Annotated in this window: 23 protein-coding genes, 1 pseudogene and 1 riboswitch; of the genes and pseudogenes, 13 read left to right on the top strand and 11 right to left on the bottom strand. The window is 36.0% G+C overall.

Annotated elements, in window-relative coordinates; all coding sequences use genetic code 11:
• Window positions 1-62 precede the first annotated feature (62 nt).
• From EK386_RS16310 to EK386_RS16270, 9 genes and pseudogenes are all read left to right on the top strand, one after another.
• A complete protein-coding gene (locus EK386_RS16310; RefSeq protein ID WP_126660246.1) occupies window positions 63-2,036 on the top strand; it encodes a diguanylate cyclase domain-containing protein in 1,974 nt (657 codons plus the stop codon).
• Between the two features lie 1,192 nt (window positions 2,037-3,228).
• Window positions 3,229-3,408: pseudogene (locus EK386_RS16305) on the top strand (YokU family protein); the annotation flags it as partial.
• A 223-nt stretch (window positions 3,409-3,631) separates the two neighbouring features.
• Window positions 3,632-4,399, top strand: a complete 768-nt coding sequence (locus EK386_RS16300) for a DUF4230 domain-containing protein (RefSeq protein WP_126660244.1) — start codon at window positions 3,632-3,634, stop codon at window positions 4,397-4,399.
• A gap of 581 nt (window positions 4,400-4,980) precedes the next feature.
• A complete protein-coding gene (locus EK386_RS16295; protein WP_126660243.1) occupies window positions 4,981-5,196 on the top strand; it encodes a DUF1659 domain-containing protein in 216 nt (71 codons plus the stop codon).
• Between the two features lie 36 nt (window positions 5,197-5,232).
• The gene (locus EK386_RS16290) at window positions 5,233-5,475 is read left to right on the top strand and encodes a DUF2922 domain-containing protein (RefSeq protein ID WP_158674452.1); all 243 of its coding nucleotides are present in this window, start codon (window positions 5,233-5,235) and stop codon (window positions 5,473-5,475) included.
• 71 nt (window positions 5,476-5,546) lie between these two features.
• Window positions 5,547-5,783, top strand: a complete 237-nt coding sequence (locus EK386_RS20245) for a hypothetical protein (RefSeq protein ID WP_126660241.1) — start codon at window positions 5,547-5,549, stop codon at window positions 5,781-5,783.
• 6 nt (window positions 5,784-5,789) lie between these two features.
• Window positions 5,790-5,924: a YvrJ family protein gene (locus tag EK386_RS20625; protein WP_179966051.1), complete on the top strand. Its 135-nt coding sequence runs from the start codon at window positions 5,790-5,792 to the stop codon at window positions 5,922-5,924.
• 107 nt (window positions 5,925-6,031) lie between these two features.
• Window positions 6,032-6,880 carry a tyrosine-type recombinase/integrase gene (locus EK386_RS16275; protein ID WP_126660239.1) on the top strand — a complete coding sequence of 283 codons (849 nt, stop codon included), beginning with the start codon at window positions 6,032-6,034 and terminating at the stop codon, window positions 6,878-6,880.
• Between the two features lie 53 nt (window positions 6,881-6,933).
• Entirely contained in the window at window positions 6,934-7,512 is a 579-nt protein-coding gene (locus EK386_RS16270) for an N-acetylmuramoyl-L-alanine amidase family protein (protein ID WP_126660238.1), read from the top strand.
• Between the two features lie 61 nt (window positions 7,513-7,573).
• On the opposite strand, the gene EK386_RS16265 is transcribed toward EK386_RS16270, so the two are convergent.
• Entirely contained in the window at window positions 7,574-7,765 is a 192-nt protein-coding gene (locus EK386_RS16265; protein ID WP_126660237.1) for an aspartyl-phosphate phosphatase Spo0E family protein, read from the bottom strand.
• Window positions 7,766-8,059: 294 nt separating this feature from the next.
• Window positions 8,060-8,106, top strand: a riboswitch (PreQ1 riboswitch).
• Window positions 8,107-8,290: 184 nt separating this feature from the next.
• On the opposite strand from EK386_RS16265, the gene queC reads away from it, so the two are divergent.
• From queC to queE, 3 genes are read left to right on the top strand one after another with little or no spacing between them, the layout of a single operon-like run.
• On the top strand, window positions 8,291-8,950 hold the full coding sequence (gene queC / locus EK386_RS16260; protein ID WP_126660236.1) for a 7-cyano-7-deazaguanine synthase QueC: 660 nt from the start codon (window positions 8,291-8,293) through the stop codon (window positions 8,948-8,950).
• 3 nt (window positions 8,951-8,953) lie between these two features.
• On the top strand, window positions 8,954-9,427 hold the full coding sequence (gene queD, locus EK386_RS16255) for a 6-carboxytetrahydropterin synthase QueD (RefSeq protein ID WP_126660235.1): 474 nt from the start codon (window positions 8,954-8,956) through the stop codon (window positions 9,425-9,427).
• Window positions 9,420-10,148 (top strand): 7-carboxy-7-deazaguanine synthase QueE, encoded by a 729-nt coding sequence (gene queE, locus EK386_RS16250; RefSeq protein WP_126660234.1) that lies wholly within the window; start codon window positions 9,420-9,422, stop codon window positions 10,146-10,148. The genes queD and queE overlap by 8 nt, the downstream gene beginning before the upstream one ends.
• Window positions 10,149-10,734: 586 nt before the next feature.
• Here queE and EK386_RS16245 read toward each other — a convergent pair.
• From EK386_RS16245 to EK386_RS20660, 10 genes are all read right to left on the bottom strand, one after another.
• Complete coding sequence (locus EK386_RS16245; RefSeq protein ID WP_126660233.1) at window positions 10,735-12,387, bottom strand: M20/M25/M40 family metallo-hydrolase; 1,653 nt, start codon at window positions 12,385-12,387, stop codon at window positions 10,735-10,737.
• Window positions 12,388-12,418: 31 nt separating this feature from the next.
• Window positions 12,419-13,141 (bottom strand): amino acid ABC transporter ATP-binding protein, encoded by a 723-nt coding sequence (locus EK386_RS16240; protein WP_126660232.1) that lies wholly within the window; start codon window positions 13,139-13,141, stop codon window positions 12,419-12,421.
• Window positions 13,116-13,811: an amino acid ABC transporter permease gene (locus EK386_RS16235; RefSeq protein WP_126660231.1), complete on the bottom strand. Its 696-nt coding sequence runs from the start codon at window positions 13,809-13,811 to the stop codon at window positions 13,116-13,118. The genes EK386_RS16240 and EK386_RS16235 overlap by 26 nt, the downstream gene beginning before the upstream one ends.
• Before the next feature lie 247 nt (window positions 13,812-14,058).
• Window positions 14,059-14,880 (bottom strand): transporter substrate-binding domain-containing protein, encoded by an 822-nt coding sequence (locus EK386_RS16230; protein ID WP_126660230.1) that lies wholly within the window; start codon window positions 14,878-14,880, stop codon window positions 14,059-14,061.
• 36 nt (window positions 14,881-14,916) lie between these two features.
• Entirely contained in the window at window positions 14,917-15,663 is a 747-nt protein-coding gene (locus tag EK386_RS16225; protein WP_126660229.1) for an SDR family NAD(P)-dependent oxidoreductase, read from the bottom strand.
• Between the two features lie 11 nt (window positions 15,664-15,674).
• The gene (gene gcvPB / locus EK386_RS16220; protein WP_126660228.1) at window positions 15,675-17,261 is read right to left on the bottom strand and encodes an aminomethyl-transferring glycine dehydrogenase subunit GcvPB; all 1,587 of its coding nucleotides are present in this window, start codon (window positions 17,259-17,261) and stop codon (window positions 15,675-15,677) included.
• Window positions 17,262-17,284: 23 nt separating this feature from the next.
• On the bottom strand, window positions 17,285-18,673 hold the full coding sequence (gene gcvPA, locus EK386_RS16215; protein WP_126660227.1) for an aminomethyl-transferring glycine dehydrogenase subunit GcvPA: 1,389 nt from the start codon (window positions 18,671-18,673) through the stop codon (window positions 17,285-17,287).
• A 24-nt stretch (window positions 18,674-18,697) separates the two neighbouring features.
• Window positions 18,698-19,471, bottom strand: coding sequence for an SDR family NAD(P)-dependent oxidoreductase (locus tag EK386_RS16210; protein ID WP_126660226.1), 774 nt, complete (start codon window positions 19,469-19,471; stop codon window positions 18,698-18,700).
• A gap of 378 nt (window positions 19,472-19,849) precedes the next feature.
• Complete coding sequence (locus EK386_RS16205) at window positions 19,850-21,235, bottom strand: sigma-54 interaction domain-containing protein (RefSeq protein ID WP_126660225.1); 1,386 nt, start codon at window positions 21,233-21,235, stop codon at window positions 19,850-19,852.
• 418 nt (window positions 21,236-21,653) lie between these two features.
• Window positions 21,654-21,809, bottom strand: a complete 156-nt coding sequence (locus EK386_RS20660; protein WP_369333526.1) for a LuxR C-terminal-related transcriptional regulator — start codon at window positions 21,807-21,809, stop codon at window positions 21,654-21,656.
• Window positions 21,810-22,072: 263 nt separating this feature from the next.
• Here EK386_RS20660 and EK386_RS16195 point away from each other — a divergent pair, with 263 nt between their 5' ends.
• Window positions 22,073-22,402: a hypothetical protein gene (locus EK386_RS16195; RefSeq protein WP_126660224.1), complete on the top strand. Its 330-nt coding sequence runs from the start codon at window positions 22,073-22,075 to the stop codon at window positions 22,400-22,402.
• Window positions 22,403-22,580: the final 178 nt, after the last annotated feature.

Genomic DNA, 22,580 nt, shown 5'->3' with positions numbered 1-22,580 from the left:
TCCACCTTTACAGTTTAAAAAGAATAATACGATTTTGGTTAATATGTGTAATTTTATTATTCATGTTTTTTTGTTATATACCATTTACCATTTATGTAAAAGAATTTCGGGAAAATGAGGCGCAAAATAATATTGAACAAATGATTAACCTGCAGCAATTATTTATTGAAAATTGGTTTAATGAAAAGGCCACATACATACAGACAGCTTCTCAACTTCCTGCAGTGAAAGAAATGGATAAAGAAAAAATGAAGGAAGCATTCGAGAGCTTTGATCATAATCATGATGAATTTAATGGTGTTGTTTTTGTTAATAAGTCTGGTATAAGTGAAATTGATACTTCAGGACCTATAGGCATTGATTTATCTGATCGCCAATATTTCAAAGAGGCAAAAAAAGGGAAACCTTATGTCAGTGATGTTTTGATCGGAAGGCAATCCAATCAAGCCATTATCATTTTTTCTTCCCCTGTCTTAGATAACAATCAACAATTTCAGGGTTTAGTTTTTGGAGCAGTTCGAATGGATACGATTAATGAAGTAATGAAGAAATTTCGTTTTAGTGAAACGGGACAAACTTACCTCGTAAATCGGGATGGGCAGTTATTAACCGACCTGAGATTTCCTCAGTCAATTAAGCAAGATATGGAATCGAGTTCTATTGAAAAAATTGATACGGATATTCTCAGCCTAGCTATGCAAAATAAAAAAGTAAGTCAAAGCTATCAAGATTACAGCGGATCCACAGTTTTCGGTGATTATCGCTGGGTTAATGATTATAAATGGCTAATCATTGGCGAAATTTCAGAGGATGATATTTTTAATCCTTTCTATCGATTAAGGATGTTATTAACCGTAATTCTACTTATTGTACTTATGGTCGGCTTAGGAGCTACATTTTTACTTTCCAAACAGATTGTGGAGCCAATTAATGCCGTTCTAAAAGGTGCACATCGAATGGGAAAAGCCAAATATGATTATCGTATAAAACCATCTTCGTACGCTAAATATCCGATTGAACTTCAGGAACTCGGAGAAACTTTTAATGAAATGGCTGAAATGATTCAGTTGCAAATGCATTCCGTACAGAAAAGCGAGAAGCGTTATCGTGAATTAGTGGAATCTTCACCTAATGCGATTATCGTTCACCAAGAAGGGAAAATTGTTTATGCAAACCCAGCCAGTGTTCGGCTCCTTAAGTTTTCTTCTCCAGAAGATCTCATTGGTCATCACATCATTGAACATATTCATCCAGATTATCATGAAGTTGTTAAGGACCGTATTCAAAAGTTGGAGTCAAATGAGGCTGTTAATTTATTAGAAGAAAAATATATTCGCTCCGAAGGGTCTATTATTGATGTAGAAGTTATCGCAACTCCTATTGAATATATGGATAAGCCTGCTTTCCAAATAATCATTGAAGATATCTCTGAACGGAAATTGGCTGAACAAAAACTGTATGAAGCCAATGAATTATTGAGGCATCTTTCTTCAACTGATGGACTAACAGGTGTGAAAAATCGCCGTTCGTTTGATGAAAACCTAGAAATGGAATGGCAACGGGCGATTCAAAACTCCACTTCATTGTCTCTGATTATGCTGGATATTGATTGTTTTAAAGCCTTTAACGATACATACGGTCATCAAGGTGGCGATGAATGCTTAAAACTAGTAGCCCAAACCATTAAAAATGTATTACAAAGACCATCAGATGGTGTCTACCGATATGGCGGAGAAGAATTCGGTATCATTCTACCAGAAACAGAAGAAGAGGGAGCGAGAAAGGTTGCAGAAAATATTCGCATCGCAATCGAAAACTTAGAAATCCCTCATTCTAGTTCGAAAATTAGCCAATGGATCACTATTAGTTTGGGTACTACAACAATGATGCCAACAAAATGTACCCCATCCATGAACTTAATCGCCTCCGCTGATAAGGCATTATATCAAGCTAAGCATGATGGACGTAATTGTGTACGATCTTATCCTCAAGTTAATATTGGCAACTCTGATTTTACAAAAAATAATACGTATTAAAAAACAAAATGGTCCTATACTATTTAAGATTTCACTTCCAATCCAAGTGACTAGGAGGGTTAACCCGATGAGTGGGATGTTTTGTTAGCTCAGAAGGACCATCGAACTGAGTAAGCTAAGCAAAATTTTCTTAGGTAGATCTTAAGATTAAATGCGAAAAGCGAGGCAGTGTGTCATGGAGGATGAATAGTAAGTGTAATCAAACCCGGAGTAATTTCCGGGTTTTTATTTTGGCGTAAAATCCAAATTCTTATCAAATCGAGGGGACGCTTCTGTAGAAATTCCACCTTCTAACAATTACCTTTCTATACAAAGGACCTAACAGCCGTGGTTGCCACTCCCAAAACCCTTCTGACACCGAGGGGACGCGTTACAATTTTCGGGTAGATCGACACCCTAGCTTTTTTATGCCCAAGTCCACTCGACGAACTACCCGGAACCATAACGTGTTATAGATGCAGGCTCAGTGTTATAACTGCTATAACACCTTATTATTGCAACCCGTCCCCTCTCGTTGGCCGCTTCTGTAGCACGTTCATCTTCTAACAATTCGCTTTCTATACAAAGTTTCCAACAGCCGTGGTTGCCCCTCCCGAACCCCTTCTGACACCGAGGGGACGCGTTGCCATTTCCGGGTAGATCGACATCCTATTTTCTTTAAGCCCAAGCCATCTCGACGAACTACCCGGAACCATAACGTGTTATAGATTTCGGTTCAGTGATATAACTGCTATAACACCTTATTATTGCAACCCGTCCCCTCTCGTTGACCGCTTCTCAATAAAGGAAAATCTCCTTCTAATATGGGGAACATGCCACAACAAAAATCCTATTTTCAACTGGCTTGCATCGGAAAATACAAATCACTTCTGTCAGAAAAAAACCTTGAAGACAGGCAGCTGAAAATCGTCCCCCTTCCCCTTTTTAAAATAAAAAGTCATTTTATAGTTATGACACTTAAAAGCCCTAAAAAAGACTGCCTACTAACAGCCATAACTTAAATTAAATCACTCTCAAAATTTAATCTCCTAGCCAATAATTGAGTAAAAGAAAGCTAGATAATGAACAATTCGTTGCCTAACTTATTTTTATTGTTTCATGAGATTATTCCTTATACCATTAAAGACCATATCGTGGATGAACTCTTATATTACGTAGTAGACTCTTACTGCGTAACAAAGCTGTTTATTAAACACCTGCGATAATTTGTGAGAATTGTGAAATGGGGTACCAGACTGATCAAATTATTATAGAGATAGAGGAACAGTTGTTTTTAATGGATACAAAAAAGATTGGTAGTTCAATAAGTTATAAGGCACTATTGGAATTACCTAGATTGTTGAAGAGAAATTATTTTGACTTTTCTTCCTAGTTTGCACTTACAAACGACAGTCATTGATAGGTGCTATTTTTAATATGTTTTTCGGGAGGATTTTCATAGAAATTTGTCGAATATTGAATATTTACAGTAATAAAATTCTGAAAAGTTGACAAGCTGTTATACAGAGAAATAGATATTAAATTAACTAGTGTATTAATCAATTTCTCTTAAAGTTCTGGAAGATTACTTTACTAAAAATGAAAGGTGAAGAAAAATGGATACAAATAGAGAAATTATAGAAGAAAAGGACGGAAAAATTGCACAGTTAGAAAAACGATTAATAGAATTAGAGGAAGCACAACAGCAAAGTGCTGCAACTATTGCGGTAGATCATAACTCAAGACATTTATCTCCACCGAAAGGAATATTTAAGTCTTTCTTAAAAATTGGTAGATTGAAGAATATTTTAATCATGGCTGTCGTTATTTCTTTAGCTTTAGTCATCGCTTTAAGAGTAACACCGCTATTTTGGGGCAGTACCTCCAAACAAGAGTCTGTCACGTTTGTTGAACGTGTTCAACAGCTAGCCACATTGGCAACAGCTGAAGCTTATGTGAAAGAGGTTCTACACCAAGAGGATACTAAGAATTTCTTGAATATTAATTTACCAGGAACAAAGCGAGAAGTTCTATTAGTTGTACCTGCGACAGTTATTGCAGGTGTTGATTTGAAAGGGATTACTTCTAAGGACATGGATATCAATGAAGAAAAGAAAGAGATAGATATTACCCTTCCTCATGCAGAGATTATTCAGGAACCATCAGTACAGATGGATAAAATACAAGCAGTGGACAAGAATGGTATTCTCCGTACTGATATTAAAATGAATGAGGGGTTTGAGTTGGTCGCTGAGGCACAAGAGAAAATTCGTCAAGGAGCCATCTCTAGTGGTTTACTAGATACTGCAGAGAAAAATGCAGAAAAAGTGTTAAAGGAATTTTTTAAGAGTATTGATTATACGGTAAATGTCACGTTTAACTAATAAGACGGCCTACCCTTACTTCCTGGGACAGGCCTAAGAGACAATTACATTTTAAGTAATCTTTTTTTCAACACCTGTGCTTATTTTGAGAAAACAAGGTCATTTACTGCACAGTACGACGATACTGTTCATAGAAGAGGTTATTCCGCAAACAGGCGCGACTGTTATACAACCAGATCTATCTTATGATAGGTCTTTTTTTTGAACCCAAATTATCCTTCCTATGCATTAGAAATCTCATTCACCTTCTAACTAACCTCTTCACCTCGGATTTGACAAAAAATTAGACATCTATGTTTTAAAATCCACTGCGACAACAAACTTGTTCGTTTGCTGCCGCAATCGCTTTTAACATAGATGTGCAGCTCTAACATCCCAAGCGTGGCGGATCCCGGACGCCACCACGCCTGCGATGTAAGAGCTGCATTTTTTGTCAAATGGCGCCTTTCAACTAGTTCTCTTTACTTTCAAAATAATAAAAATCCGCAAAATATATTAATTTATGAAACTTTCTAGTTAGATAATGACATAAAATATCAACCTTTATATAATGTTCTCAAATATTGGAAGGAGGTGGGAGTATGGCTTCTTATTTAACGAGTAAAACGAATTTTATCTTTGAGTTTGAAGTGGGTATGGAAAATGGAAAGCCAAAGAAAAAACGCGTAACGCTATCTGGGGTAAGAAATGATATTACCGCAGATGAGGCAAATCAAGTGATTGACGGGATCAGCAACTTGATTAAGTACAATTTAACAGGCTTCGAACGTGTGGTGTATGAAGGGGTTATTCAATAATTAACGCTGCTTTAGCGAATTTAAGGAGGTGACATGATGGATACAAAAACGGTTTTACAAATGGAATTTACGAACTATGAAGGCAAAAGTGTTTCAATTAGCCTAGCAGACCCACGCGAGGATCTAACAGCTGAGGAAGTTCAAACATTCATGGAGTTAGTGAATGACTTACGTTTACTAACAAAGATTAATGGTCCAGATGGTGATATGCCAGCAAAGCTTAAAGGGGCTAAAACAGTAGAAACAGTTTCAAGTGATTTCGGCATTGTAGTTGAGTAAGGGTGAGGCCAGGCGATGAAGGGCAATTTCATTAGCCTGGCTTATTTTATATCAGATGAGGAGGTTGTATTATGGGTAATGCTTTACAAATGACAACGCTCGCTCATACCGTATACAAAAAATGTGAGTGTTGCAATCGCGTAAAGGATATCTATTTTAAACTATCTATTAATGATGCTAAAACAGGTACTTTTCTTATGGGAGACCTCGATCTTTGTAAATCATGCGGTCAAAACCTTGGAGATATTTTAAACATTGATGTTAGTACGACCAGTGTGCTAACGGAATTTAAATTGACGAGGTCGTAATTGAATATGGAAGAACTTTTCAGCTATTTTGATTACGGTTTTTCGTTCTTAATATCCATCTACCTTTTGATACGCATGGAAAAAAGAATCGAATCCCTTACAGATAGCATCAATAGTCTAAACAATAAACTTTCCGACTGACGGAAAGTTTTTAAAAAGCCATTTGTAGAAATTACTATACGACATATTCTCAAATAAGTGCAAGTCGATGTTTTCGCCAAATTTTTCGATTTTAGGGGGAATGAGATATGGCTTTATTCGAGGAATATTTAAGGCATTTGCGATTAGAAAGAAAGGCTACAAATACAGTCGAAACGTACAGATACCACCTAACTGCATTTTTGTCCTGGGCATACAACGAAAACTATGATCTCAAAAATTTAAAACCAATGGATCTGTTGGATTTTAAAGAGTGTCTGCTAATGCAAAATAAATCCGAACGCACAGTGAATGCCATTATCTCTTGTTTGAAGGGCTATTTTGATTACCTGGTGCTTTACGAGGTGGTAAAGACCAATCCAATTACGAATCTACTTCGTATTAAAGTACCCCACTACAAACAAGAGCGGCTTACAGATAGACAATTGGTTCATTTTTACGCTTATATCGATTCCCTGCGCCCAAATGCACGAGCTGCCTTTTATTTAATGCTGGGATCTGGTGCACGTGTGAGCGAAGTTACCAACCTATTAGCCGAGGATTTTAAGGTAGAGGGCGATCAATTGTTTATTGATATTAAGAATGCTAAATGGGGAAGCAATCGATGCATTCCAGTTGTTGATAGGAAGGCTACTGAAGTGCTGTTTAATTATCTATCTACTTTAGATGTTTCGAGTTTGCCAGCTTTTCGAGTGAGTAAGCGCACCCTACAGACGTATGCGACAAGGTTCTCTGAGAAGACGGGCATCCCATTTAGTTGTCACGTATTACGCCATACATTTGCGACGCTTTTGATGGAAAAAGAGATTCCTATTGAAAAGATTCAATACTTGCTGGGTCATAAATCAGTAAGTATGACAAGACATTATACGCAGTCTGCAGTGATTGATGTAAGTAATCTAAAGATGTCCTTTTTGAAGGAAGAGGTCACTTCCTAACAAATTTCTATTTTTACGAGAAAGCATAATTATTCAAAACGGGGGGATGATTGATGTTACTAATGTTTGATTATGGTCATGGCGGTAATGATCCAGGTGCTATAAATGGTCAAAGAAAAGAGTCTAATGATGTGCTAAAGCTTGGTAAATCTGTGGCTTCGATTGTGAGAGCTGCCGGCATTCAGGTTGATGAAACACGAACCACTGATAAAGCTCTAACACTAACGGAGCGGAGCAACATGGAGCGAAAGAAAAAGTACGATTATTTCATTTCATTCCACCGAAACGCAGCGGCCAACCCAAGTGCAAATGGTGTTGAAACATTCGTATTTACCATTAACAACAGTAAGTCCATGCCACTTGCCACGGCTATTCAAAAGGCTTTGGTTGGGATTGGTTTTAGGGATCGTGGCGTAAAGACTGCAAACTTCCACGTCTTGAGAGAAACCTACTCCCCTGCTGTGTTGTTGGAAGTTGGGTTTATTTCAAATGCGTCGGATAATATGTTGTTTGATAATCGTTTTGAGGATATAGCGAAGGCGCTTGCTGGGGCAATTATTAGTATTTGTGGGAAAGGTAATGCTAGTGCGGTGAAACGGTGCTCTGCTTGTGGTCAGGTGTTGCAGGGATAATAAAAGTGCATTAAGAAACAGAGAAGGTTCTGTTTTTTAATGCACTGTTTTTATGTAAATGTTATCTGTTAGTAACATTATTAATTATCGGGCTAATTTTTTGAATGTGGTTTATAAGCATATCTAATTCTTGGCTATATTTAACCGTTTCTGGATGAGCTAAACCCTTTACCATACCTACATCAATCATCATTGTTTGTAATTGATGAAATTTAGATTCTATTTCTAAATCCATTGAATATTCTACCACCATATATTCCTCCTAGTAATATAGCGCGAACTCTACCTATTATATACTAAGTTCACCATTAATGGAATAATATAGGTCATTAAATTTCTAGATCATTTATAGATGTCAAGAACAAATAGCTGAATTAACTGTTTACCATACAGAACTTTTATGAGATAGACATGAAGCATGATCACAGGTAGAGTTGCCAAAAGGTGATTTTTGCAGAGAAGCATTGTTCGAATGGCGCAAGAATAAAATTATATTTGAAAGTTTCAGTTATTTACTATACCATTATGAAGGAATACCCGGAAGAAAACGGGAGAGGTTCATAGCTAATACCCTCTATAAAAAACTATGGAAACATGACAATACGCCATGTCCATATAGGATGTGGCTTTTTCTGTTTTATTCATATGTTTTAATAGAATGATTGGTATCGCCTCTCTTGAGAAATGTGGGAAACATTTTACAAGGGAGGTTTTTTATGTCTGTTCGCAAGTTTGAAGAAGGTTTAAAGGCTTTAATATTATAAGGGGGTTTTTGCAGATGAGAGAGAAAAAAGCAATCGTTGTATTTAGTGGAGGTCAGGACAGCACCACTTGTCTGTTTTGGGCAAAAGAACGTTTTGAAGAGATTGAAGCAGTAACTTTTGATTATGGTCAAAGGCACCGTAGTGAAATTGAATGTGCAATAGAGATAGCGAAGGAGCTAGGTATCAGGCATCATGTACTTGATATGTCGCTTTTGAATCAGCTTACTCCAAATGCATTAACACGAGAGGAAATAAAGGTAGAAGACGGACAAGAAGGAGAGCTTCCTTCTACTTTTGTACCTGGCCGTAATTTACTCTTCCTTTCATTTGCTGGCATATTAGCGAGCCAAGTAGGAGCGAAACATATCGTGACGGGAGTATGTGAAACGGATTTTAGTGGATATCCTGATTGCCGAGATATTTTTATTAAATCCTTGAACGTAACATTAAATTTATCGATGGACGATACTTTTGTGATTGATACACCACTGATGTGGCTGAACAAAGCACAAACATGGGAACTTGCGGATCAGCTCGGAGCATTTGAATTTGTTCGTGAAAGAACATTGACTTGCTATAACGGTATAATTGCAGATGGTTGCGGTGAATGTCCGGCATGTAAGCTACGGAGAAACGGTCTTGACGAGTATTTACGTTCTAGGAAGGAGTCTTAAGGCATGTTTGATTTTAGAATTGTTGATAGGCTACAAAAAATAGATGAAGATATTCAAAAAAGTCAATTAAACTATCATGCAAAACGTGTTCTCGTAAGCAAAGAGTTCGCCTTTGACGCTGCCCATCATTTACATAACTATGAGGGGAAATGTAAAAACCTCCATGGTCATACATATCGTGTTGTTTTGGGATTGAGCGGTTATACAGATGAACGGGGCATAATGCTTGATTTTGGCGACATAAAGGAAATATGGAAGCAAAAAATAGAAGTTTATTTAGATCATCGCTATTTAAATGAAACTCTTCCGCCGATGAATACGACGGCAGAGAATATCGTTGTCTGGATTTATGAAAGGTTGGCTGAAACCTTGCTTGATGAACAACGATATAACGGAGCACGTATAGAATTTGTCAGGCTTTATGAAACTCCTACAAGCTATGCCGAAGCGAGAAGGGAATGGATGGAAATTGAGTAAGGTGCCCGTTATAGAAATTTTTGGTCCAACGATTCAAGGTGAAGGAATGGTAGTAGGCCAGAAGACAATGTTTGTACGCACTGCTGGCTGTGATTATTCTTGTTCCTGGTGTGACTCATCGTTTACCTGGGATGGTAGTGGTAAGCAGCTCATTGTACAAATGACAGCAGAAGAGATTTGGTCTGAGTTGAAACGCCTTGGGGGTAATGGCTTTTCATTCGTCACAATCTCAGGAGGGAATCCTGCCCTTCTCCGAAATTTAGATATGCTTATTGCGATTTTAAAAGACAATAACATAAAAATTGGTGTGGAGACACAAGGAAGCAAATGGCAAGATTGGCTGTATGACATCGATGAGCTAACGATTTCACCAAAGCCTCCTAGTTCTGGGATGACAACAGATTTTTCTATGCTCTCTGATATATTAGGAAAACTTAGGAATCGAAACAGCAATCAGCATATATCCCTCAAAATCGTTATATTTAATGAAGAGGACTATGCTTATGCAAAGCAAGTTCATACTCGATATCCGAATATTCCTTTTTATCTCCAAGTCGGAAATGATGACATTACTTCGATGGACAATGTACGGTTAATCAGCCATTTATTGAAGAAGTATCAAGCGCTAATTGACAGAGTGATGATAGATGAAGAATTAAAGGACGTCAAAGTACTGCCGCAGCTACACGCACTCGTTTGGGGAAATAAAAGAGGTGTATAGCTCTTAAAAGTATAATTGGGATACAGACAACATTTTCAAATGTTATCTATATCCCATATTGAGTGGATTTCACTTTATACAGCACCAAACTTAATAACAGAGCGCGATTTTACAAAAAATACAGCTCTTAAATCGCAGGCGTGGTGGCGTCCGGGATCCGCCACGCTTGGGATTTTAGAGCTGCACATCTATGTTAAAAGCGATTGCGGCAGCAAACGAACAAGTTTGTTGTCGCAGTTGATTTTAAAACATAGATGTCTAATTTTTTGTCAAATCCATGGTTAGAATACCTTTTTTCCGTACTCATTTAGTAAATTGTAATATACTAGTAAAAGGTACGAAATGTTGGTGATACCCCTATTAGTTTCTTTTAGGCAAAAGAAAGAGCGTGGGGTTGGTTATGTATTTTGAATAAAATCAGGCCCTAAAAAGCAACGGCCCAAATTTACAGAATGCAATAAAACCTGCTACTAAACAGGTAGAGCTATAAGTTTTAAATATGTTATTTTAACGAATGAAGGCTTTACTACAAAATAGAGTAAAGCCTCTTCTTAATGCAGTAACGAGGGGAAACTGCGGATATTAACTAATTCTCAAGTAACTTATCTATTACTAGTTTTGTTAAATTAGGCATTATTTCCATTGTATATTTTAATTCAGTTCTCTCATATCGGTTATGTGCGTCATAGCCATACGGACCAATATTAATTGCCGGGATATTTAGTTCCCTAATGGCATCATAGTCTACATAATGTTTTGTTCCCCAACTAGGGTTATTGGTAATCACTGACCTGATGCTTACTTCATCGTCATTTATTGCTACGCAGCTCATATCACAAATGTAAGGGAAATAATTTCTCTGTACGATTGGCTTATTATAATGAGGTTGAACTTTTTCAATAGCATAATCTAAAGCTGCTAATAGATTTTTTTCTTTTCCATTTTTCCCAGTCACCTCTACACGTGGTGAATAGAGCGAAGAATAAAAAATAATGATTGCAGGGCTCTTATCCTTTGCCCATTTCCAGGTTTCTTCTACCACTCTCGCCGAAAACATACGTACATCTATTTCCTTATTTTCTAATAAGTCTTCTTTAAATTTCTTCATATGCTCCTTGTAGCTTTCACCAGATTGTGAAATAATAGACTGTTCTAATTCCTCATAAAACAACACTCTCGGTTTCCACGGTAATGTTGTATATTCCTGTTCGCTGATTTCGCAATACCTCTTATAATGATTATTTAGATTTGTTACCACATTATTAAATGCAATTTCAGCCTGTATTTTTAGCTTCTCAAGAACTTCTTTAGGCGACCATGAATGAACAAAGAAATTATAGTAAACATATGAAGCAAGTGCTGTCTGAACTGTATACGTCTCTTTAAAATCTGTTTGCTTCAAAGTAACAGGTGGCATAGGTGTCTCACCTAAAGCTTTATCGCATAGCTCCGGATTATATGCAATTTGTCTAGTTAACTCTGCAGCAATATAGTTAGGGTCAAGTCCCTCAAAACTCGATCCTACATGACTTTCAGCGCCAGTTATATAAAAGGATGGAAGTAACTTCCCGACAGTACCTTTATAAATATATCTATTTTCATCCCCTTCATACCGAGGAGCAACAAAATCGGAATTAATTAATGCTTCATATTCAAATCCATATTCCTTTTTCAATCTTTTCAAATCATTTAAACCTGATAATACCCCATGTGAGCTATCTTCCTCATCACATTCAGCAAAGAATACAAGATTTCCATTCAATTCTTCAGGATGTTCTGAAAAATACTTTAATAAATAATAATTGCTTGCAACACCGCTTTTCATATCTAATGTGCCTCTGCCAAATAACCATTCATTCGATTCCAAATGCTTTTTAACTAATGGAGGAACCTTCTCATTTTTTAATGCTTCCTGAAGCTCATTCGGAAAACATGCCTTTTCCTTTAAGTTGTTATAATCATCTATTCCTACCGTATCCATATGTCCCATTAATACAACCGTTTTATTGCTATTTGCTTTTGTACCTCTGACAAACGCAAATACGTTATATCTTTCAATCTCATCATCTATTGTTTGTGAAGTAAACACATAATCAGGATTTTTTTGAAAGTATGGGAGGGTAGAAATTGTTTTAGCAAGTGATGTTGATATATCAATCTCGCCTTCAGTATTAACAATACTCTCAATATTTACAAGATCATTCGTAACCTTTAATACCTCATCATATGTTTTTAACATCTAATACCATCTCCTGACTTAACATAATAATTCATAAAACCTGTTGTAAAAATCTAACTGTTCTTTCTTCCTTTGGAGTTTTAAAAATTTCTGCAGGAGGTCCCTCCTCAATGATTTTTCCGTCGGCTAGCATAATGACTCTATCGGCAACTTCTCTCGCAAAGCCCATTTCATGCGTTACAATTACCATTGTCATGCCTTCTCTTGCTAGGTTTTTCATTGTTTCTAATACTTCCCCAACTAATTCAGGATCCAGTGCCGATGTCGGTTCATCAAACAGCATCACACTTGGATTCATCGCAAGTGCTCTTGCAATCGCAACCCGTTGCTTTTGGCCCCCAGATAATTGCTCAGGATAATAGTTTGCTTTATCGACTAATCCAACTCGAGTTAATAACTCCATTGCTTTTTTAGTGGCTTCTTCTTTACTTTGCTTCTTTACCTGAATTGGTGCTTCGATAACATTTTGTAAAACACTTAAATGAGGAAATAAATTGAAATGCTGAAATACCATGCCCATATTTTCTCTAACATGATTTAAGTTAGTTTTTTGAATATCAATAATCTCATCATTGATACTTATAGTACCTTCATCTAATATTTCTAAAAAATTCATACAACGTAATAAAGTACTTTTTCCTGAACCACTAGCTCCTATTAAAACAACTACTTCAGATTTTTTTATCTCTAAGCTTATATCTTTTAAAACCTTTAATTTACCAAATGATTTAGAAAGCGACTTCAACTTTATCATGTTTTTTCCCCTTTCCAACATCCATTCGATTTTCAAGTTTATTGAATAACAGCGTGAATATTAGAACTAAAATTAGATAGTACATTCCCACGACGAAGTATGTTTCTAAAGGCATGTAATTGTAGGCTTGAGCTGATAAAGCATGGTTAAATAATTCTGATACTGCAATATAGGCTACTAAAGAAGAATCTTTTAATCCAATAATGAATTGATTGGCCAATGCTGGAATAGCCCTCTTAAAACTCTGCGGCAAAATAATTCGCCTCATTGTTTTAAAATACGTCATTCCCAAAGATCTTCCGGCCTCCATTTGTCCCTTATCAATAGATTGAATGGATCCTCGGAAAATTTCTGCAATATAGGCCCCTGAATGGATTCCAAGTGCAATAGCTCCAGCTGCAAAATCTGATAGAATAAAAATACTAGAAATACCATAGTACAAGAACATAAGTTGTACTATAAGTGGCATACCACGAACAATAAAAATGTAAGCGTTAGCAATTTTCTCTAATATCTTTATATTAGAAACTTTAAAAAAAGCAAAAACTAGCCCAATAATACAAGCAATTAATAGGGAAACAATGGTTAACTCAATTGTCAAAACAGTTGCTTTTAAAAACTCCATCCCGTGTTTTTGGAATATCGATGCTGTATTTGCTAAAAACTCCATATAAATCACCTAACCTCTTTAAGTATGTGGGTGTAGAAGGAGAACATTTATTTTAACGCATCTAAAATCTGTTTTAATTGAAAAAGTGATATAATAATATTGACTTTTTGCAACAAAGACAGAATTTATCGAATTTTCAGATTATTAAAGATAGCCTCTTATTCTAAAAAATAGTTTAATAGCAAACTTTTATTTTTTGCCTAGTATGCTTCTAACATACTAGGCATTTTTCATTTCTTGAATTTGTTTATTTTAATAAATCTTCACCAAACCATTTTGTACTGATTTCTTTATACGTTCCGTCAGCAACCATATCTGCAATTGCTTTGTTAATTGCTTCTAATAACGCTAGGTTATCCTTATTAATCGCTACTGCGATCTCTTCTCTTTTAAGTTCATCTCCCACTGTTTGAATTTCTAATCCAGATTCTTTCATGGCCGAAATACCTACAATTTTATCTGTAATAACGGCGTCTAAACGACCTGGAGGAAGGTCTTGTAATGCATAGATTTCACTTGGGAATTCCTTAATTTTATCTGTATATTTTTTTGCATCCTCTACGTAAGTACTAGCTTGCATCACACCGATTGTTTTTCCCTTTAAATCATCCAATGTTTTGATGTCTTCATTTTTGCTCGAGATAAATACTGTAGCACCAGAGATATAATATGGATCTGAGAAGTCAACTTGTTTCGCTCTCTCCTCAGTAGCTGTCATACTCCCAATAATGGCATCGTATTTATTTCCTCGTAACCCTTGAATTATCGTTTCCCATGGATTGGTTACTGGGTTTGGTTCAAGGCCAATTCTATTCGCGATTTCAGTTCCGATTTCTACATCGAAACCAACTAGTTTTTCATTTTCTTTATAGTTTAATGGTTTTAATAAACCACTCATTGCAAATGTTAGTTTTCCATCGTTCACTAATTTCATTTCGGATGTTACGCTATTACCTTCTTCTGCTCCACTTGCTGCTGTTTCAGTCTTTTCATTTGATTCATTTCCTGAACATGCTACCATCAACGAAACTACTAATACCATTAAAAAATAAAATAGACTTCTCTTCATAAGATACCTCCCTTGTTTTTTTACGACTTTATTTGGTTAAGCTAATTCTCCGCCATCAATGGCAATAGTTTGCCCTGTAATATAAGCTGAATCATCTGAAGCAAGGAACGCATATAATGCCCCTATTTCTTTTGGATCAGCATGACGTTTTAAAGGAATCCCTTCATTGACAACCTCTAACATTTCAGGCGTATACTCAGCCAATTGCATTGGTGTTAATACATATCCTGGACAGATCGTATTTACTCGAATATTTGGAGCCAATTCTAATGCCATCGTTCTAGCTAAAAGATTAACCCCCGCCTTTGAAGCATTGTAATCCGCATAGAATGGATGTCCTGTCACGCCGTTTGTCGAAGCGGTCATGAGGATCACACCTTTCCCCTGCTCATCCATAATTTTTGCGGCTGCTTGGGAAGTATAGAACACACCATTTAGATTAATATTTAATACTTTATTCCATTGTTCATGGGTGATATCAAGGAATTTAGAGCGAACGCTAATACCTGCATTCGCTATAAAAACGTCCACTCCACCTAATTCTTCTTTAATAGTTTGAAAGACTTCATTTACATTTTCAGGATTACTAACATCTACTACATACCCTTTTGCAATGCCAGGGTTTTCTGTTATCGATTTTTCAATACTTTCTTCATTAATATCTAAAATAGCTACGACTGATCCCTCTTCTACGAAACGCTGTGCTGTGGCTAATCCTATACCACTAGCCCCCCCTGTAATGACAACTCTCTTCTTTTCTAAACTGCTATGTCTTGTTCCCATTTAAACATCCCCTAACAGTTATAACTTGTTATTTCTTCCTTACCTTTTACTTTTTCTTGATATACTCTCCATGAAATACACCACTTTGTAGGATCATCTAAATAGTCTGCCTCAATTAATTGATGGATTGTGCTATTTTGTGGTGCATTTTTAACAACTTCTGGCGTTTCATACGCTTCCTTGGAAATCTGTTCAAGTGCATAGATATATTCATCTAAATCTGCTTTAGAATAGGATTCTGTTGGTTCCAGTGTAAATGGTTGTGGCACAATATATGGGTGATGACTTGTCCAATAATGCAGACCAAAGTCTGTCATACGACGTTGTACATCCTCCGTTGTGACACCTGTTTCTCTTTCAAGCTGCTCCCAACTATAACGAACCTGCTCCAGACGCTGTCCTTGTACATAAGGTACGCTTGCGCCACGAATTTTCGATACTTTACTATATAAGTAGTTATTGTTTAACACAGCGGTTTCTGCCACTGCTTTAAGCCCCTCTGGTCCTAATGCTCGAATCCATGCATAAGAGCGTAAAACCGTTTGAGCTACTCCATGGAAAGAACGTACTTTCCCAATTGAGTGCTCTAATTGATCATTTAATACATATTGATCACCATTTTTTTCAACAATCGGTCCTGGTAAATATGGTTTTAATTCCTCTGTTACTCCTAATGCACCAGTTGCTGGTCCACCACACATGTGTGGCGCTGCGAACGTCTTGTGTAAATTAAAGAAACACATATCAAAGCCTGCTTCTTTTGCACGTGTAATTCCTAATAACCCGTTGGCATTCGCTTGATCGTAGTAGCAAATACCACCTGCATCATGTACAACTTTTGTAAACTCTTTAATTTTAGAATTGTAGATTCCTGTATCCTCTGGGTTAGCTACGACAAAACCAGCAGTTCTTTCAGATACAACTTCTTTTAACTTTTCAATATCAGGGAATCCATTTTCATCTGGATGTAGAGTAATAATTTTATATCCCTTTACAACTGCGGTTGCTGCTTGAGATGGATGTGAGAAAATTGTTGTAATAATTTCATTACGTTGATCTGCCTCACCCTTAACTTCAAAATACTTACGTACAATTGATGCCATCGCAAACAATGCTTGTGTACCACCACTTGGTTGGAAAGAGAATGCATCCATACCTGAAATCTCACGCATCGCTAAGTCCATATTATGAATGATTTCTAACATCCCCTGTACGGTACTCACATCTTGTAGTGGATGTAATTCCATGATTTTCGGATTGCGAATTAATAACTCATTAATTTTTGGAATGTACTTCATCGTACAAGTCCCTTGCCCAATTTCAACATTGAAATCAGAACCCAATGTTTCTTGAGACAGGCGTACATAATGCCGTAAAACACGTGCTTGGCCGATTTCTGGTAAGTTCGGTTTACTTGCTCGCTTCATATGTTGGGGTAAAGTTGACACACCATCTCCTACTGTACTTACAACTTCTTCGGAAGCTTGCGGTACTTCTACGCCAACTTCTCCTGGTTGATGCAGCTCAAAAATAATAGGCTCATTCCATTTGGCTTGATGAAAATCTATATTTACAGTCTGTCTTTGAATTTTTTTCACGTTTAAATCTCCTTTCTATCTCATTACTTCGTAACAATTTTTGATAAAACACTTACTAATTTGTCGATGTCTTCTTTCGTATGCACTTCAGTTACACAATAAAGTGCTGATTGACCATATTGAGGAAACTCTTTTGATAGATCCTTGCCTCCAAAGATTTTGTGCTCTAATAATTGTGAATTGATTTCTTCCACTGTTAATCCTGTATCATTAAAGTCGATAATAAATTCTTTGAAAAATGGCGATGTAATTCTTGAACCTCGAATATTTTTAATTTTATTAAGTTGCATTACTGCGTACTGGCTATTTTGCATAATTGCTTGACCTAAATCGTAAATACCGTTTGGTCCCATTAATGATAAATAAACACCTGCTGTAATGCCCCATAGAGCAGTTTGCGTACCTACAGATTCTTTACCGTTTTCTCGATCTGCGAAAGATGTACGATCATACGCAATGTCACCAAAACCATACTCACCTTCTTTTACAGTCGGAATAATACCAAATAATCGGGATGGGTATTCATTAACGAATTTTGGATCATTATGTGTCGCAATAAATCCCGCTTGCCCTCCGCTGTAATTCATGTGCATGCCTAGTGGTTGAAGGTCTCCACACACAATATCAGCTCCATATTGACTTGGTGGTGCAAGTACTCCAAGAGAAATTGGATCTACTCCTACTATCATTATTGCACCGTATTTTTTAGCAAGATTAGAAATCTCTTGGCCTTGTGATTCAATAAAGCCTAGGTATGATGGATTTTCAAAATAAATTGCTGCAACATCACTCGATAATTTTTCTTCTAAATCTGCTAAATCCATTAACCCTGTATCAAGGTTAAAATTCACATCTTCAAATGTTAACTGAGGCGTACCATAGTTAGTAATAATCTTTTTTCGCTCAGGTGAAACTGTATTAGCAAGTAAGACCTTAGAACGTTTGGTAATGCGACTGGCCATACGAATCGATGTAGCAGCGGCCTGAGCCCAATCAAATGTTGGGACATTAACTACTTCCATATCCACAAGTTCTGCCATTAAACTCTGGTATTCAAATAAAGCTTGGAAACGTCCATGATCTTCGTAAGGTTCTCCAGCATAAGCTGTTAAAAATTCTGCACGTTGATTCACTTCATCACATACTGCTGGTACGAAATGTTGCCAACAACCAGCACCTAAAAAGTTAAGGTATTCATTCGTACTTGAATTTTTATTTAATAGTCCTTCAATATGTCGACGTAACTCTAATTCATTCAGAGCTTTTGGGATATTCATTGTACCGTCAAACTGTAATTCTTCTGGAATACAAGAATACAGTTCCTTAATTGAATGCACACCAATTTCATCTAACATCTCTTGTTTTACTTCAGACACCATATTTGGAATATATGGATGAACTTTTTTGCTCATATAAAATACCTCCTATATAATTTTTTAAGCTAAGCCGCCGCCATCAACGGTTAATGTCGTTCCTGTAACCCAAGCAGATAAATCACTTGCAAGGAATAGTACCCCCTTAGCAATATCTTCAGGTGTTCCCAACCTTGCCAGTGGTCTATCAACCGCCGAACTACGTAAAAAACTTGATTCCTCTATATTCAATTGTTTTGCCTCACTTCGAAGTAACGGTGTATCTGTATCTCCAGGGCAAATACAATTTACACGAATATTTTCTGGTCCATGGTCAATTGCCATAGCCTTTGTTAAATTTACGACTCCTGCCTTTGCAGCACAGTAAGAGGCAGCTTTGTCTCCACCTTTTATTCCCCATCCTGAACCAGTATTGATAATACTGCCACCACCACTGTTTCTCATAAGTGGAATTAAATATTTAGATAATAGATACACACCTTTTAATGAGACATTAATTACGGCATCCCAATCAGCTTCATCTAAGTCCACCACTGTTTTTCTACGAATAATGCCTGCATTATTAAAGAGCACATCTACTTTTCCATATTTCCCTGCTATTAACTCGGCCACACTTTGGCAGTCTTGTGCATTCGTCACATCACATTTTACAAACTCAATATCTAAACCAACTTCTTGAAGTGCTTGTTCTGTTTCCTTTCCCTTTTGCTGATCAATATCGAGAATGATGGTTTTAGTCCCCAATTCACTCAATAATTTAGCGGTTGCAAGACCAATTCCTGAAGCACCTCCTGTAACAACAGCGATTTTCCCACCTAATTGAAAGTAATCTAGCAAATAAATCTACCCCCTTTTTGTTTCTCAATATATACAAAGCAAAAATCATGCCAAGTTTTAAAAGTTGATTTTACGAGGTTCATAGATAATAAATCATTAGTTTTTGTCACATCTGTCATTTCAGATTCACCTTTTGACAAAAAAATGATTGCCAATGACAAAATTTCAATTATTACCGCCATTGTAACGATAGCTGAAAAATTTATATGAGGTATTATGATTTTTTTATTGTGGGGGACGGATGGAGGCTATTGAAATGGGAATGAAATTAAAAAGGCAGAAACGTTGATTTAACAACATTTCTGCCTTTTACTAGCAATTCGTTTTTGACTAAAATACCCCTTTTAGGACAACTCCTAAAAAATTGGTAGCTTTCCTTTAATTACTTTTTAGTTTTCTATAAAGCGTCCTTGTACTAATACCTAGCTCTTCTGCAACACGTTCCTTACCTGCAGCATCATTTCCGTACTCTAAAAGTTTTTGATGTATTATTTCCATTTCCATATTTTTCAACAACTTTGGATTTACGCGTGAATTTTGCATTCTATTATTTTCGATGATATAAACTGGTAGACTTTCTTTTGTTAATTGCAGGGAATTTTCCATTACCATACTGTATTCTAGAACATTTTCTAATTCTCTGATGTTACCAGGCCAATTATAGGATTTCAATTCTTCTAAAAATTCATCTGAAAAATCCTTAATAAATTTTCCTGTTTTCTGTTGAATCTTTTCTAGTAATGTGGAAATTAAGTACTCCATCTCCTCTTTTCTTTCTTTTAATGGTGGTAAAGTTAAAGGAATGACATTTAATCGATAGTATAAATCGGCACGAAACTCCCCTTTTTTCACCATCTCTTCTAATGGTTTATTGGTTGCAGCAATAACTCTTACATTTACCTTTCTAGGTTCAATTGCTCCCACTCTATAAATAAGGCCATCTTGTAAAACAGTTAATAGCTTTGCTTGAAGGTGCAATGGTAATTCTGTAATTTCATCAAGAAATAAGGTACCTTTATCAGCAACCTCAAAATACCCTTGTTTTCCCTTTTTACTAGCACCAGTAAATGCACCTTCCTCATAACCAAATAATTCACTTTCAAATAAAGTTTCTGGAATACTAGCACAGTTTAACTCCACAAATTTACCTTTATGAGTAATACTGTTTGAGTGAATATACTTAGCTAATAGACTTTTTCCAGTCCCCGTTTCTCCCGTTATGACAATTGAAGATGGACTATTTGCAATACTATTTAATTTGGTTTTAATAAATTGAAAATACGGCGCATCGCCCAGCACATATTTAGTGTCAATTCCATTCTTAGTTTCAAGTAATAAATAAGTTCCCTCGTTATTTAGTACATTAATTATAATTTCACCTAAACGAGCTAACCAATATTGATATTTTTTTTGTTCAGAAGATAAATTTTTTTCTCCCTCATCTGTAAAACTTACAAACGTTATATATCCAAAATGTCGATCATCTTTGACTAAGTTCATAAGTATTTCTACTTTGGATGGACAATTGTTTTGAAACCTACAGCCAGAACATGTTTTCATTTTCCCAGGTCTTTGCACGTATTGAATTGGCTCAGAGTAATACTTTTGGAAAAATGGTAAATGTACTTGCACCCCTTTTTGTTTTCTATATTCATCTGTAGCTATAAAAATTTCACCTTTTGAGGTAAAATAAGCTACTTCTACTTGTAATAAGTCTCCAAATATATTAATTATGGATTGTACTAACTTTTCACCAGTTAACATAACATCGCCCCCCTCAGAAATAAATGGACCTGTTTTCTCAATAATGTCAAACATTCACATCAAATGTCAATATTCAGACTTTTCTAACGAGAGCGGAATCTCAAAATTCTCATGTATATCATTAAATATCTATAATAATTTCATAAACAAAATAGGCTTAGCCCTAAAACTTCCACCAAGGTTTCTTCTTGCTTCTTCAAATATAGCAGTCGCTTCTGCTGTAGCTGTAATAAGCTTTTTTTAGTTTTCACCGATCTTCACATGCGCTAATTAATTTTCTGTCTCAAGCCTCCATACTATTAGAGGTACTGTCAGAAAAATGCGGATTTACAACGATAAAGAAATCCAAAATAATAAAGTTCAATTTCTCAATACTCGGTTGAGAAATTGAACTTTATTCATTGTCAAAGCTTCTAAACTAATTGTGTTCTATTTTGTACGCTATATTTTTCATAAATATTTTGTAAGTTTTTTTTACTATGTTTACGGAGATTTGCAATGATGTAGCGATGGTTTGATTAGTCCATCCTTTTTTAAGGAGATTTACAACATCAATCTCCTTATCTGAAAGCAGGTTGAATTCTTTTTATCTTTTAATTGATATAGAAGTAAAATAAAAGAATTACAATCAGCATTTTGGAATTTTACTGTTAAAGCTTAATAAGGGAAGAAACTCTAATTTAACAGGGTTTCTTTTCTTTTTTATAGAGTTGAGCTAGCTTCCTAATTGATATATCTAAAAACCTAGAGTCCATACTAGACAAATACATTAGATAATTTAAAATAATAATAGAAATATTAACTTAATATTCAGAAAACTAAAGGGAGGTAATTATTATGAAAACTTTTCGTACACTCGAGCAAGCAAAACGAGATTTGCAAAAACTTCAAGAGTACGTAAACCTCATTGAAAACTACCAACCTCAAGATTTTGCACAAGTTGTTGTTTTTACGTATTCGTTGTTTGGCAATATTGAAAAAACGGCAGAATATTTGAATCAAAACTACCTAATCAATGGGCGATCAATTGAACCAAAAGAAATTAGCTATTTTATCACAAGCACACCAGCAAAGGATGATCTCTTACATAAAAAAATTAAAACCCTCTACTTGAAAAAAACACGTGCAAATCGCAGAACTTCACGCAATCCATTTCAATATAACTAATTTCAAACCCAACTTTTAAACTGTATGGTATATTATTACGGTACTTGTCACTCAAAAAGCATGAAAGTCGAGGCAATCAAATTTGATATGCTCCCCAATAGGTAGACAGATGAAAAAACAAAATCTGTTTATCTGTTGGGGGGTATTTTTTATGGGGCGAAGTAAGCATACGATTGAA

Origin of the sequence: Lysinibacillus antri, assembly GCF_003977595.1 — a bacterium.
In the GTDB taxonomy this organism is placed as follows: domain Bacteria; phylum Bacillota; class Bacilli; order Bacillales_A; family Planococcaceae; genus Ureibacillus; species Ureibacillus antri.
Note: the sequence above shows the minus strand (reverse complement) of the source record. Positions and strands in the feature narration are given on the sequence as shown.